The organism is Streptomyces cyaneofuscatus (genome assembly GCF_000718135.1).
Classification (GTDB): domain Bacteria; phylum Actinomycetota; class Actinomycetes; order Streptomycetales; family Streptomycetaceae; genus Streptomyces; species Streptomyces cyaneofuscatus.
Genome location: NZ_JOEM01000001.1, coordinates 60453 through 74195, shown reverse-complemented (window position 1 = coordinate 74195; position 13743 = coordinate 60453). Strand labels below are relative to the sequence as shown.

The following is a 13743-nucleotide window of genomic DNA, read 5'->3' as shown; positions in this document are numbered from 1 at the left end:
TGCGGTGCCCCCGGCCACAGGAGGCACCGTGGCGCGGTCAGGGCAGAGAGCGCCGGGTGCCTCGGTCCACTCTCCTGTGCGGGGAGAGTGGAGGTCTTGGTGAACTCATTGTGGACTAGACCAATTGCCTGTGTCCATCCATGTGCGCGACATTCTCGGGCCGTACACCGCGCCCTGTCCATCGACATCCCGTCCAACACGGGCGCCTATCCCTGAGGCACGGCTCCCGGCGCCGATCGGTTCGAACACCGCTGTTAACCCCGGGTACGCTCCACAGGTGCCCTCCATGAACGATCTCGTCCGCCAGCACACCGCTCTGAGCGACACCGACCTCGAGTGGCTCCATCTGCTGGTCTCGGAGTGGCAGCTGCTCTCCGACCTGTCCTTCGCCGACCTCGTGCTCTGGGTCCCCACCCGCGACGGCACGCGGTACGTCTCGGTCGCCCAGATGCGGCCCAACACCGGCCCCACCTCCTACCAGGACGACATGGTCGGCCATCTGGTGCCGCGCGGCCGCCGCCCGCTGCTGGACGCGGCCCTGGACGAGGGCCGGATCGTGCGCGAGGGCGACCCGGAGTGGCGCGAGGAGGTTCCCGTACGGGTCGAGTCCATCCCCGTACGCCGTGAGGGCCGGGTCCTCGGCGTCATCGCCCGCAACACCAACCTGCTCACCGTGCGCACCCCCTCCCGGCTGGAGCTCACCTACCTCCAGTCCGCCTCCGACCTGGCCCAGATGATCGCCGCCGGGTCCTTCCCCTTCCCCGGCCAGCAGGTCGACATGGACGCCTCCCCGCGCGTCGGCGACGGCCTGATCCGGCTGGACGCGGACGGGGTCGTGCAGTACGCCAGCCCCAACGGCCTCTCCGCCTACCACCGCCTCGGCCTCGCCTCCGACCTGGTCGGCCACCACCTCGGCACCACCACCGCCGAACTGGCGCCCTCCCGGGGCCCGGTGGACGAAGCCCTGGTCAAGGTGGCCAGCGGGTACGCGCCGCGCGAGTTCGAGGTGGAGGGGGAGGGCGGGGTGATCCAGCTGCGGGCCATCCCGCTCAAGCCCAAGGGCGTCCGCATCGGCTCGCTGGTCCTGCTCCGGGACGTCACCGAACTCCGTCGCCGCGAACGCGAGTTGATCACCAAGGACGCGACCATCCGGGAGATCCACCACCGGGTGAAGAACAACCTCCAGACGGTGGCCGCCCTGTTGCGCCTCCAGGCGCGCCGGATGGACTCCGAACAGGGGCGCGAGGCGCTCAACGAGGCGGTGCGGCGCGTCGGTTCGATCGCGATCGTCCACGAGACGCTCTCGCAGAACCTGGACGAGCGCGTCGAGTTCGACGAGATCGCCGACCGGGTCATCGCGATGGTCTCCGAGATCTCGCCCGGCAAGGTGACCTGCCGGCGCACCGGCCGCTTCGGCATCCTGGACGCCGAGGTCGCCACCCCGCTCTCCATGGTGCTGACCGAGGTCATGCAGAACGCCCTGGAACACGCGTTCGCGGTGGGGGATCAGGGCACGGTGGAGGTCTCCGCCGTGCGCGGCGGCTCACCGACCGAGGGCCGGCTGCTGATCACCGTCACCGACGACGGGCGCGGTCTGCCCGAGGGATTCGACCCGCAGCGGGCCGGCAATCTGGGGCTCCAGATCGTACGGACGCTGGTCGAGGGGGAGTTGGGCGGCACGTTCGGCATGGTCCCGGCGCCGGAGCGCGGCACCCAGGTGGTGCTGGACCTCCCGGTGCGCGGTGACAAATAACTGACGGGACACAACAGAGCGGGCCCGGACCGTGGTGACGGTCCGGGCCCGCTCCGCGATGCTCACGTTGCGATGCGCTCCGGGGTACTGCGCGCTGCGACTCGAAGGCGGGGCTGTGCGCACGCTCTGTACGCGCCGCCTGGCTGAGGCGTGTTCGTGGGGGGCGTCGGTCAGGCGCTGGCGTTACGCGCCCGGTTGCGAGCGGCACGGCGCTTCATCGCGCGGCGCTCGTCCTCGCTGAGGCCACCCCAGACGCCGGAGTCCTGGCCGGACTCGAGCGCCCACTGCAGGCACTGCTCCATGACGGGGCAGCGACGGCAGACGGCCTTGGCTTCCTCGATCTGCAGCAGCGCAGGACCGGTGTTGCCGATGGGGAAGAACAGCTCGGGGTCTTCCTCACGACAAACGGCGTTGTGACGCCAGTCCATGGCTGCTACCTCTCCTTGGTATTACACGCTTGTTGCTTGTGAATGTGAACGCTTTCACGAATCCCCCCACAGATGACGGGCCGACTCCCAGAAGCACTGGGTGTGGTCTGTGATGGTGAGGAGGGGTTCTGGCTCTCAGTGGAGGCCGGTGTTGCGGGCCGTCCCGATCGCCATGTAGAGATTCGCAAACCTCGGCGGCGGATACAACCCCTTCTGGAAAGTTTTTTTTGATTCCTCGGTGTCGACTAGGTCACAGCCGCACTTCTAAGGGGTGGGGGCCAGGCCAAACGTTCGAGTTAAAGGACTTTCGGCCCTTCCACTCACACAATCACACGCAGTGCACGGCGTACGCCTGTGAACGTCACGCTCGTACGCAGTCCCAGGTGGTCGCCGTCCATCTGGAAGGGCAGTGGGACCTTTGAATGCAAGGTGAAGTCCGTGAGGTCATGCAGTGAAACAGCGTGCTTCCCGCGCGGCCCTCTGTCAGGGCTCGAAGTGAGCAGCTGGGTGCCGTAGAGGGCCACCGCCGAGGTCGACAGACGCTTCAGTCCGAGGACGTCCAGAGCGGTGTCGAAGGAGGCCTTCGGAGAGGCGTACACCGGACGATTCCCCAGGTAGGTCCAGGGGGCGGTGTTGCAGATTATGGAGAGCGCGAGGTCGGTGACGGGCTCCTGGCCGGGCACGTCGAGCGTGATCGTCCCGTGTCTGCGGTGGGCCTCGTTCAGGAACTGCCGGACCACCTGGCGCACGTACAGCGCATGCGTCGACCGCTTGCCGTGCTCGCGCTTCTGTTCGACCCGGCCGACCACTCCGGCGTCGAAACCGAGACCGGCACAGAAAGTGAACCAGCGTTCGGGTACGGACTCGTCCTCGGTGCCCGGGGTGCCGGCCGCGAGCCCCAGGCCGACCGTGCGCTCCCTCCGGTGCTCCAGGGCGTCCAGGATCGCGCCCGTCGCCTCCACGGCGTCGTTGGGCAGCCCCAGGGCGCGTGCGAAGACGTTGGTGGAGCCGCCGGGGACCACGGCGAGCTTCGGGACGCGGTCCACGTCCGGGCCCCGGTGCAGCAGCCCGTTCACGACCTCGTTCACCGTGCCGTCGCCGCCAAGGGCGACCACCAGGCCGATGTCGTCGCTGTCGGCCGCCCGTCGCCCCAGGTCCCGTGCGTGACCCCGGTACTCCGTGGTCACCGCCTCCAGCTTCATCTCGCTGGCCAGGGCGTGGATGAGGACGTCACGGGTGCGTGCACTGGTGGTGGTGGCTGCCGGGTTGACCACGAGGAGTGCGCGCATGCCCGCCAGAGTACCTACCGGGTGGTTCGGTACCGAAGTCGCGGTTCGCTCAGCTCAGGACCGGTCACGTTCCGTGACGCCCACCCGGTCGGCGTTCTCCACCCCGGCTTCACTTCCGGAGCCCGGGGATGCCAACCTGAACGGTGTGAGCACTGAAGCGACCCCCTCCACCCCCTCGCCCGCCGCGACGGAGCGCCCGCGAAGGATCACCGCCCTCGCCGGGATCAACGGCCTCGAAGGCGCCGCGCTCGCGGTCAGCGGGCTCTACCTGCTGGTCATGGGGGTGCTCGGGCGCCCCGAGAGTCCGCAGCAGGCGGAGACGGTCGGCATCACGCTGATCGCGCTGGGCGCCATCCCGCTCATCGCCGCCCGCGGCCTGATGCTGTTGCGGAGCTGGAGCCGGGGTCCGGCACTGATCACCCAGATCATGGCGCTGCCGGTGGCGTGGACGCTGCTGCGCTCCCAGGGCGCGCTGATCCCGGCCGGGATCGTCCTGGCGGCGGTCGCCGTGACCGGTCTGGTGTTCGTCCTGAACCCGGCGACCACCCGGATCCTGGGCCTGCGCAGGGGCGCCGGAGCGGACCCGGAAGCCTGAGCCCCGGGACCCGGTGGCGCCCTGCGGAGGGCCGGTCGGCCGTTCTACTCCTCGACGAGCAGGCGCTCGCGGAGCTGGGCCAGCGTGCGGGCCAGCAGCCGGGAGACGTGCATCTGCGAGATGCCGACCTCCTGGGCGATCTGCGACTGGGTCATGTTGCCGAAGAACCGCAGCAGCAGGATGCGCTTCTCGCGCGGCGGCAGGTCCTCCAGGAGCGGCTTGAGCGACTCCCGGTACTCCACGCCCTCCAGTGCCTCGTCCTCGGAGCCCAGCGTGTCCGCGACGGCGGGGGACTCGTCGTCCGTGTCCGGCACGTCCAGCGAGAGCGTGCTGTACGCGTTGGCCGACTCCAGGCCCTCCAGCACCTCCTCCTCGGAGATGCCGAGCCGCTCGGCCAGCTCGTGCACGGTCGGCGAGCGGCCGTGCTGCTGGGAGAGCTCGGCGGTGGCCGTGGTCAGCGAGAGCCGCAGCTCCTGGAGGCGGCGGGGCACCCGCACCGCCCAGCCCTTGTCCCGGAAGTGGCGCTTGATCTCGCCGACGACCGTGGGGGTCGCGTACGTCGAGAACTCCACGCCCCGGTCCGGGTCGAACCGGTCCACGGACTTGATCAGCCCGATCGTGGCGACCTGCGTCAGGTCGTCCAGCGGCTCCCCGCGGTTGCGGAAGCGCCGGGCCAGGTGCTCCACCAGCGGCAGATGCATCCGGACCAGCCGGTTGCGCAGCTCCGCCTTCTCCGCGGAGCCGTCGGGAAGCTCCCGCAACTCGATGAACAGGGCCCGGGCCCCGCTGCGGTCGTGTGGATCGTGGTGCCCGTGCTCGCTCATCTGGCCCGCCCGCTCCTGCGACTGCTCCACCGCGACGTTGAGCCCCTGGGGCCCGTCCGCTCCGTCCACCGGATGCGGCCGGGCCTGTTGCTCCGGGATGCCTGCTGGGCGCACCACCCCGGGTCGGATCGTCTCGTCCCGCACAGGACCGTCCCCGTTCCCGTCGCTCACGCCGGCCCGGGGCCCGCGCCGCGCTGTTTGTAGAGGCTGATGGTGACCGTACGGTCGTCGGCGACCGTCGACTCGACCTTGCCGGCCAGTGCGGAGAGCACCGTCCAGGCGAAGGTGTCCCGCTCGGGTGCGCGGCCGTCCGTCGTGGGGGCCGACACCGTCACCTCGAGAGAGTCGTCGATGAGCCGGAACACGCAGCTGAGGACGGAGCCGGGCACGGCCTGCTGAAGCAGGATCGCGCAGGCCTCGTCGACCGCGATACGGAGATCCTCGATCTCGTCGAGAGTGAAGTCCAAACGCGCTGCGAGACCGGCCGTGGCCGTTCGCAGCACCGACAGGTAGGCACCCGCAGCGGGCAGCCGGACCTCTACGAAGTCCTGATTCCCGGGCTCGCCTGCGATCTGGGACACCCTCACCTCCAAGGTGGCACAAACTCTTTCGAGGTTCCGGGAAGGGTGGCCCGGAGCCATGTGGTCGGTCGACGGTTCTCAGCTCGGCGACGCTATCGGATCCATGATGCAGTGTCGCCCGCACCCCATCCCCCGGCCATCACTCATAGTAAACCCATGAGTACACACAGTGGCTAGGGGTCTGCGGCGTCCAATTACGAAGAACCGGCGCCGGATTGACGTACCCAGACGTCAGACGATCGAACCGTCCTCGAAGCACCAGCGCCAGCTCTCGCCCGGCTCGAAGCTCCGCATCACCGGGTGACCGGTCTCCCGGAAGTGCCCGGTGGCGTGCCGCAGGGGTGAGGAATCGCAGCAGCCGACGTGCCCGCAGGTCAGGCAGAGCCGCAGCTGCACGGGATGGGTTCCCGCGGCCAGGCACTCGGGGCAGGTCTCCCCGAGCGGTACGGGCTCGGGGCGTGGCAGATCCGCTACATGCGCACACTCGCTCATGATGGGCAGGTTACGACGGATCCGAGGACGGTGAGATGGACGCGCTGCCGCTGGTGGCACTGGTCGCGGCCAGTGCGGCGGTCGCCGGGGCGGCGCGCCGCACGCCCGTTCCCGCGCCGCTCGTCCTGGTGGCGGTCGGCCTGATCGCGGGCCTGGTGCCGGGCGTTCCGACGTACCACCTGGACGCGCACATCGTGCTCCCGCTGCTGCTTCCCCCGCTGCTCTACACGGCCGCCGTCGACAGCTCCTACCTCGATCTGCGGGCCAACATCCGGCCGGTCGCGCTGCTCTCCGTGGGCTACACGCTCTTCGCCACCCTCGCCGTGGGCTGGCTGGCGTACCTCGTGATCCCCGAGCTGCCGCTGACGGCCGCACTGGTCCTCGGGGCCGTGGTCGCGCCGCCGGACGCCGTGACGGCCGCCGCGATCGCCCGCCGGGTCGGGCTGCCCGCCCGGGTGACGACCATCCTCCAGGGCGAGTCGCTGGTGAACGACGCCACCGCGATCACCGCCTTCCGGGTGGCGCTGGCCGCGGCGGTGGGGGAGGGGATGACATGGGCCGCCGGGATCGCCGAGTTCCTGCTGGCCGCGGTCGGCGGGGTCGGGGTCGGACTGCTGCTGATGGTGCCGCTGCACTGGTTGCGCACGCACCTGAAGGAGGCCCTTCTCCAGAACACGCTCTCTCTTCTGATCCCGTTCGTGGCGTACGCGGCGGCCGAGCGGGTGCACGCCTCCGGGGTCCTCGCCGTGGTCGTCGTCGCCCTCTATCTGGGACACCGTTCCTGGCAGGTCGACTTCGCCACCCGCCTCCAGGAGGCCGCGGTCTGGAAGATGGTCGCCTTCATCCTGGAGTCCACGGTCTTCGCTCTCATCGGGCTCCAGCTGCCCTTCGTCCTCAAGGGGCTCGAAGCGGGCGGCGCGACCGAGGCGCTCGGCTACGCGGCGATCATCTTCGTCGCGGTCGTCGTGGTCCGCTTCATCTGGGTCTATCCGGCCACCTACCTGCCCCGATGGCTGTCGAAGCGGGTACGGGAGCGGGAGCCCGGCACCGACTGGACCGCGCCCCTGATCGTCGGCTGGGCGGGCATGCGCGGGGTCGTCTCGCTCGCCGTCGCCTTCTCCATCCCGCTGGCCACGCACGACGGCGAGCCGTTCCCGGCCCGCAACCTGGTGCTGTTCCTGACCTTCACCACCGTCATCGCCACGCTGGTGATCCAGGGGCTGACCCTGCCTGTCCTCGTCCGCGTACTGAAGCTTCCGGGACGTGACCCGCAGAAGGAGACGCTCATCGAGGCGCAGGCCCAGAGCGAGGCGTCGGTGGCCGCCGAGGCCCGCCTGGAGGAGCTGCTCGCCGACCCGCACAACAGCCTGCCGCCCCCGCTGGCCGACCGGCTGCGCAACGTGCTGGAGCGGCGCCGCAACTCCGTCTGGGAACGGCTGGGGGCGGCGGACCCGGTCACGGGCGAGTCGGCGGACGACACCTACCGGCGGCTCTCCCGCGAGATGATCGAGGCCGAACGCGAGGTCTTCGTCCGGCTCCGGGACGAGCGGCGGATCGACGACGAGATGATGCGTACGCTGCTGCGCCGGCTGGACCTGGAGGAGGCGGCCGCCTACCGGGAGACGGACGACTCCTGAGGACCCGGCGCATCGGGCGTGCCGGTGATCACCGCGCTCACCCGGGTGCCCGGCGCGAACGCCCCCTCCTCGGCCAGGGCCGTCAGCGCGAACAGCAGCTTGGCCACGTAGACCCGCTCCACCGGCAGCCCGTGCCGGTCCTCGAAGTCCGCGGCGAAGGCGTCCAGTTCCGGGGTCGTACGGGCGTAGCCGCCGAAGGTGAAGCGCTCGTCCAGCGACCAGTCCCCGGCCGGACCGCCGAACGCCTCGTCCTGGAGCGCGGTCACGGCCGCCCCGAGGAAGCCGCCGCGCAGCACCGGTACGCCCAGGGCGCGCTGCCCGCTGGCCAGCCCCGCCGCGAGCCCGGCCAGGGTGCCGCCGGTCCCGCAGGCCACGGCCGCCACATCGGTGTGCCCGCGCAACTCGCGCCCCAGCGCTGCGCAGCCCTGTGCGGCCAGGGCGTTGCTGCCGCCCTCCGGGATCACCTCCACGTCCCCGAACAGCCTCAGCAGCCCCTCCAGGACCTCGGGTGAGGCCTTCGCCCGGTAGGTCGTACGGTCCACGAAGTGCAGCCGCATGCCGTCGGCGGCGCACCGGGCGAGCGAGGGGTTGAGCGGGCGGTGCGCCAGCTCGTCGCCGCGTACGACTCCGACGGTGGGAAAGCCCAGCAGCCGGCCGGCCGCGGCGGTGGCCCGGAGGTGGTTGGAGTAGGCGCCGCCGAACGTCAGCACGGGCCGCCCGGCGGCCGCCTCCAGGTTGAGGGCGAGCTTGCGCCACTTGTTGCCCGGCAGATCGGGGTGGATCAGGTCGTCCCGCTTGAGGAGGAGTGTGGTCCCGTGCCGGGCGAAGCGGTCGTCCCGGACCTCCTGGAGCGGGGACGGCACCCGGGGGCGCAGGAGGGTCTCGGGGCGGTTCACGTGCCTATTGTGGCCCGCCCCGGCGGCACTCTCCTTTCTGCTTATGCGCTCGCCAGCCAGAGGTCCGGGCCGAACACCTCGTAGTGGATGTCGGCCGGGCGCACCCCGGCCTCCAGCAGCCGGGTGCGGACCGTGCGCATGAAGGGGAGCGGGCCGCACAGATAGGCGTGGGTGCCCGGCAGCACGGTGATGCCGTTCAGGTCGACGAGGCCGGTCCGGTGGGCGGGGTGGCCGGCCTCCGGGGACTCGTACCAGAAGTGCGGCTCGGCGGCCGGGAGCCTCTCCGTCAGCCGGACGTGGTGGGCGCGCAGGGCGTGGTCGGCGGGGGAACAGTCGCCGTGCACGACGGTGACCGGGCGGTCGTGGCCCTGCTCGGCCAGGTACTCCAGCATCGACAGCACGGGCGTGCAGCCGATCCCCGCCGAGGCCAGCAGCAGGGGCGCGTCCAGGTGGTCGAGGACCAGGTCCCCGTAGGGGACGGAGACGCGCAGCCGGTCGCCCGCGCGGGTGTGCTCGTGGAGGTGGCGGGAGACCTCGCCGTCGGGGAACTCCTGCCCGCGCACCCGCTTCACGGTGATGGAGCGCAGCCGGGAGCCGGGGGAGGAACAGAGGCTGTACTGGCGTATCTGCCGGGCCCCGTCCGCCAGTTCGACCTGAATGGAGACGTACTGGCCGGGCCGGAAGGCGGGCGCGTCACCGCCGTCCGCGGGGCGGAGGTGGAAGGTGGCGACGTCCTCGGTCTCCTCGACCCGTGCGGCGACCTCCCACTCCCGCCACACGTCGCCCGCCACGACGCCCTGCTGGGCGTAGAGGCGCGCCTCGATGGTGATGAGGGCGTTCGCCATCAGCCAGTAGACCTCGTCCCAGGCCGCGGCGACCTCAGGGGTGACCGCGTCACCCAGTACGTCGGCGATCGCGGCGAAGAGGTGGGTGTGCACCACCTCGTACTGCTCGGGGGTCACCCCCAGCGAGGCGTGCTTGTGGGCGATCCGGTTCAGCATCACGTCGGGCCGGGTGCCGGGGTGCTCGACCAGCGCGGTGGCGAACGCGGCGATGGACCCGGCCAGGGCTGTGCGCTGGTCGCCGGAGGCCTGGTTGCCCCGGTTGAACAGATCGCGCAGCAGCTCCGGGTGGGCCTGGAAGAGCTTCTTGTAGAAGAGGTCGGCGATGTCCCCGATGGCCGCGCCGACGGCGGGAAGGGTGGCACGGACAGTGGCGGTGGACCGGTCGGAGAGCATGCGGAGGGGCTCCTCTGTGTTAATTGGTATCTTGGGTGCTTATTTTTGGGCACGGTGATGCCCGGCCTGGGCCGGTGGGCGTGCTGGACAGGCGGCGGGGCCGGGCTCAGTCCGGTGGTGGCCCGCTGCCGATGCCGAGCAGCAGGGGGCCGGTGGGGGAGGCGACGAGGTCGGTGACGGTGATCGGGTCGAGCGAGGCGTAGAAGGCCTCCTGTGCCCGCCGCAGGGCGCCGCGCAGCCGGCAGCCGGAGCGCAGCGGGCAGGGGGTGTCGCCCTCGCACTCCACGACGTCGTCCGTGCCCTCCAGCTCCCGCACGAGAGTGCCGATCGAGGCGGAGTGCCCGGCGGTGGTGAGGGTGAGGCCGCCTCCCCGGCCGCGGCGGGCGTCGAGCAGGCCCAGGTGCTGGAGGCGGGCGACGACCTTGGCCGTGTGCGTGTAGGGCACCCGCATGGTGTCCGCCACCTCGCGCGTGGTCGGCGGGTCCGCGCCCTCCGCGACCGCCAGCCGCATGAGCACGCGGAGCGCCACATCGGTGAATCTGGTCAGCCGCATGGCTCCACCCTAGATAAATTGCATCTTGGATGCAACTTATGCGGTCCGCGGGGCGACGGGGAGCAACGTGCCCCGACCGAAGGCCGATTAGTCACACTCTTTTGTGTAATGGCGGGCGGCGTCCTCTGCTGAAAGGCTTCTCCAGCAGGTCAGCCCATGATTGAAAGGACGTCAGATGTCCGTTGGTGAAGAGGTTCGCGACACGCAGGCGCCGCCGCAGCAGAGTCTGGGGACGGCGGCTGCGCGGAACCTCGCGACGACCACCAAATCCGCGCCGCAGATGCAGGAGATCACCTCACGGTGGCTGCTGAAGATGCTGCCGTGGGTGCAGGTACAGGGCGGTACGTACCGGGTGAACCGTCGGCTCAGCTATTCGGTCGGTGACGGCCGGGTGACGTTCGTTCAGACCGGGGACCGGGTGTCCGTGATCCCCGCCGAGCTGGGAGAGCTGCCCGCTCTGCGCAACTTCGAGGACGAGGAGGTCCTCACCGAGCTCGCCCGCAGGTGCGAGCAGCGGGACGTGGCCGCGGGGGAGGTGCTCGCCGCGGCGGGGGACGCGGCGGACCGGGTCTTCCTGCTGGCGCACGGCAAGGTCGAGAAGATCGGCTCCGGTCTCTACGGGGACGAGACCGAGCTCGAAGTCCTCGCCGACGGGGCGTACTTCGGTGATCAGAGCCTGGTCGACGGCGACGCCGTCTGGGAGTACACCGCCCGGGCCGTCACCGCGTGCACGCTGCTGACGCTCAGCCGCGCGGACGTGTTCAACCTCGCGGAGCGCGCCGAGCCGCTCCGCGCCCACCTCGCCGGTCTGCTCTCCATCCCGCATCAGCGGACCAACAAGTACGGCGAGGCGGCGATCGACCTCTCCGCCGGCCATGTCGGCGAGGCCGTCGTCCCGCACACCTTCGTCGACTACGACGCCGCGCCCCGCGAGTACGAGCTGAGCGTCGCGCAGACCGTCCTCAAGGTGCACAGCCGGGTCGCCGACCTCTACAACCAGCCGATGAACCAGACCGAGCAGCAGTTGCGGCTCACGGTCGAGGCGCTGCGCGAGCGCCAGGAGCACGAGCTCATCAACAACCGGGAGTTCGGCCTCCTCAACAACTGCGACTACGGCCAGCGGCTCCAGCCGCACGACGGGGTGCCCAGCCCCGACGACATGGACGAGCTGCTCTCGCGGCGGCGCGGATCGAAGCTCTTCCTCGCCCACCCGCGCGCCATCGCCGCCTTCGGCCGCGAGTGCAACCGGCGCGGACTGGTCCCCGAGAGCGTGGACATCGGCGGTCATCACGTGCCGGCCTGGCGCGGCGTGCCGATCTTCCCGTCCAACAAGATCCCGGTCACCGACGCCCGCACCACCTCCATCATCTGCATGAGGACCGGCGAGGCCGAGCAGGGCGTCATCGGCCTCCAGCAGACCGGGATCCCGGACGAGATCGAGCCGAGCCTCTCGGTCCGCTTCATGGGCATCGACGAGCAGGCGATCATTTCCTACCTCGTGACTGCGTACTACTCCGCCGCCATCCTGGTACCGGACGCCCTCGGCGTGCTGGAGAACGTGGAGGTGAGCCGCTGGCGCTGACCCCGTGTCACCCCCGGCGGCCCGGTAGGCCGACACCGGCCGGGCCGCCGGGGCCCCGCCCCATCGCACCGCCCCAGGGAGTGACCGTGACCATGACCAGTACGGACGCAGCGACGGAAGGGCACGAGGCCGCGGCGCTGCTGGAGCGCACCCGCGCCATCGTCGACCCGCATCTGCGATCGGCCGTGGAATCGCTGCCCGGTGGCATACGCCGGATCGCGATGTACCACTTCGGCTGGGAGAACGCCGACGGAACGCCCGCTGCCGGACAGGCGGGCAAGGCCATCCGGCCGGCCCTCGTGCTGGCGGCGGCCCGGGCGCTGGGCGGCGATCCGGAACGCGCCGTGCGCGCCGCCGTCGCCGTCGAGCTGGCCCACAACTTCACCCTCCTCCATGACGACGTCATCGACGAGGACACCACCCGCAGACACCGGCCCACCGCCTGGGCCGTCTTCGGCGTCCCGGACGCGATCATCACCGGCGACGCCATGCTGGCCCTCGCCCAGCGCCTGCTGGCCGAGGACACCCACCCGGCCGCACAGCGGGCATCGGCCCGCCTCTCCTCCTGCGTCATCGAGCTCTGCGCGGGCCAGCAGGCCGACTGCGCCTTCGAGGAGCGCGGCCCGGACGAGGTCACGCTGGACGAATGCCTGACCATGGCGACCGCCAAGACCGGCGCCCTGCTCGGCTGTGCCTGCGCGCTCGGCGCCCTCTGCGCCGGGGCGGAGGACCGGGCGGTCCGCGCCATGGACGGCTTCGGACGGGAGGCCGGCCTGTCGTTCCAGCTCATCGACGACCTGATCGGCATCTGGGGCGACCCGGCCCGCACAGGCAAGCCCGTCGGCGCCGACCTGGCCGCCCACAAGAAGTCGCTGCCCGTCGTGGCGGCCCTGACCTCCGGAACCCCGGCCGCCGCCGAACTCGCCGCGCTCTACCGAGGACCCATGACCACCGCCGCGGAGGTGGACCGCGCCGCCGACGCCGTGGACCGGGCCGGCGGCCGGGACTGGGCCCAGGTCTGCGCGGCCGACCGGATGGCCCGGGCGGTGCACCACCTCTCCCGGGCGGTCCCCGACCCCGACGGAGCCGGTGACCTGCTGGCCCTGGCCGAATTCGTCACCCGCCGCACCAGCTGACCGTCCTCACCGGCCCAGCCCCAGCCCGTCAACTCTAGTATTCCGGAGGTTGGTTGAGAGCAGAGCGTCGAGAGCAGCGGGCGAAGGGGTGGAAGCCGGTCATGGGCATACGGATTCAGCAGGCGGGCCAGGACGACAGGGGACTGGTCGTATCGGTCCTGGAGGAGGCCTTCCACCACGACCCGGTCAGCAGCTGGGTCTTCCCCGACGAGGCGCACCGGCGGGCGGTGCACGGCAAGTTCCTCGGCGTCTTCGCCGACATCACCCTCGCCGAAGGCCGTATCGATGTGGCCGAAGACGGCGCGGCCGTGGCCCTGTGGCTTCCGGTGCCCGCCGGTGCGCCCGAGGAGGAGGACCCCACGCCCGCCCTGATGCGGCAGACCGCCGACCCCGACAACGAGCGGTGCGAACTGGTCGGAAGGCTGACCGGGCAGGTGCACCCGCACGACCGCGCCCACTCCTACCTGCTCATGATCGGTGTCTCCCCGCAGCGCCAGGGCGAGGGTGTCGGGGCCGAGCTCATCCGGGCGGAGCTGGACCGCTGCGACCGCGACGGTGTACCCGCCTATCTGGAGGCGAGCAGCGCCCGCAGCCGTACGCTCTACGAGCGGCTCGGCTTCCGCTTCCTGGGCCGGGCCGTCGAACTGCCGGACGGCCCGTTCATGTGGCCCATGTGGCGTGATCCGCAAGCGGGTTGAGGCCTCGCCAGGCCGCGCCGTGTAGGGAGGAGGGCGGCACC

14 protein-coding genes are annotated in these 13743 nt (G+C 71.0%); 6 read left to right on the top strand and 8 right to left on the bottom strand.

Annotated elements, in window-relative coordinates:
- Positions 1-286 precede the first annotated feature (286 nt).
- A complete protein-coding gene (locus IF17_RS0100360; protein ID WP_030560955.1) occupies positions 287-1753 on the top strand; it encodes a sensor histidine kinase in 1467 nt (488 codons plus the stop codon).
- Between the two features lie 170 nt (positions 1754-1923).
- On the opposite strand, the gene IF17_RS0100355 is transcribed toward IF17_RS0100360, so the two are convergent.
- Both IF17_RS0100355 and IF17_RS0100350 read right to left on the bottom strand, forming a co-directional pair.
- Positions 1924-2181 (bottom strand): WhiB family transcriptional regulator, encoded by a 258-nt coding sequence (locus IF17_RS0100355; protein WP_003953983.1) that lies wholly within the window; start codon positions 2179-2181, stop codon positions 1924-1926.
- Positions 2182-2501: 320 nt separating this feature from the next.
- Entirely contained in the window at positions 2502-3470 is a 969-nt protein-coding gene (locus tag IF17_RS0100350) for a diacylglycerol/lipid kinase family protein (protein WP_030560953.1), read from the bottom strand.
- A 145-nt stretch (positions 3471-3615) separates the two neighbouring features.
- Between IF17_RS0100350 and IF17_RS0100345 the strand changes: the two genes are divergently transcribed.
- Entirely contained in the window at positions 3616-4065 is a 450-nt protein-coding gene (locus IF17_RS0100345; RefSeq protein ID WP_030560952.1) for a hypothetical protein, read from the top strand.
- 44 nt (positions 4066-4109) lie between these two features.
- Here IF17_RS0100345 and IF17_RS0100340 read toward each other — a convergent pair whose 3' ends face one another.
- The 3 genes from IF17_RS0100340 to IF17_RS0100330 form a co-directional block, all read right to left on the bottom strand.
- Entirely contained in the window at positions 4110-5033 is a 924-nt protein-coding gene (locus IF17_RS0100340; RefSeq protein ID WP_026241107.1) for an RNA polymerase sigma factor SigF, read from the bottom strand.
- A 23-nt stretch (positions 5034-5056) separates the two neighbouring features.
- Entirely contained in the window at positions 5057-5470 is a 414-nt protein-coding gene (locus IF17_RS0100335) for an ATP-binding protein (protein ID WP_018510034.1), read from the bottom strand.
- Positions 5471-5701: 231 nt separating this feature from the next.
- Positions 5702-5962 (bottom strand): UBP-type zinc finger domain-containing protein, encoded by a 261-nt coding sequence (locus tag IF17_RS0100330; RefSeq protein ID WP_030560950.1) that lies wholly within the window; start codon positions 5960-5962, stop codon positions 5702-5704.
- A gap of 35 nt (positions 5963-5997) precedes the next feature.
- Between IF17_RS0100330 and IF17_RS0100325 the strand changes: the two genes are divergently transcribed.
- Positions 5998-7599, top strand: coding sequence for a Na+/H+ antiporter (locus IF17_RS0100325; protein ID WP_030560948.1), 1602 nt, complete (start codon positions 5998-6000; stop codon positions 7597-7599).
- Here the strand turns inward: IF17_RS0100325 and IF17_RS0100320 are convergent.
- The 3 genes from IF17_RS0100320 to IF17_RS0100310 all read right to left on the bottom strand — a co-directional run bounded on the left by IF17_RS0100320 (position 7575) and on the right by IF17_RS0100310 (position 10286).
- Positions 7575-8495, bottom strand: a complete 921-nt coding sequence (locus IF17_RS0100320) for a 1-aminocyclopropane-1-carboxylate deaminase/D-cysteine desulfhydrase (protein WP_030560946.1) — start codon at positions 8493-8495, stop codon at positions 7575-7577. The genes IF17_RS0100325 and IF17_RS0100320 overlap by 25 nt on opposite strands.
- Positions 8496-8536: 41 nt before the next feature.
- Positions 8537-9733: a globin domain-containing protein gene (locus tag IF17_RS0100315; RefSeq protein ID WP_030560944.1), complete on the bottom strand. Its 1197-nt coding sequence runs from the start codon at positions 9731-9733 to the stop codon at positions 8537-8539.
- Between the two features lie 106 nt (positions 9734-9839).
- Positions 9840-10286 (bottom strand): RrF2 family transcriptional regulator, encoded by a 447-nt coding sequence (locus tag IF17_RS0100310; protein WP_030560942.1) that lies wholly within the window; start codon positions 10284-10286, stop codon positions 9840-9842.
- 175 nt (positions 10287-10461) lie between these two features.
- On the opposite strand from IF17_RS0100310, the gene IF17_RS0100305 reads away from it, so the two are divergent.
- The 3 genes from IF17_RS0100305 (at position 10462) to IF17_RS0100295 (ending at position 13702) form a co-directional block, all read left to right on the top strand.
- Positions 10462-11868 (top strand): family 2B encapsulin nanocompartment shell protein, encoded by a 1407-nt coding sequence (locus tag IF17_RS0100305; RefSeq protein ID WP_030560940.1) that lies wholly within the window; start codon positions 10462-10464, stop codon positions 11866-11868.
- Between the two features lie 92 nt (positions 11869-11960).
- On the top strand, positions 11961-13004 hold the full coding sequence (locus IF17_RS0100300; RefSeq protein ID WP_030560937.1) for a family 2 encapsulin nanocompartment cargo protein polyprenyl transferase: 1044 nt from the start codon (positions 11961-11963) through the stop codon (positions 13002-13004).
- A gap of 101 nt (positions 13005-13105) precedes the next feature.
- Positions 13106-13702 (top strand): GNAT family N-acetyltransferase, encoded by a 597-nt coding sequence (locus tag IF17_RS0100295; protein WP_030560935.1) that lies wholly within the window; start codon positions 13106-13108, stop codon positions 13700-13702.
- The last annotated feature ends 41 nt before the right edge of the window (positions 13703-13743 follow it).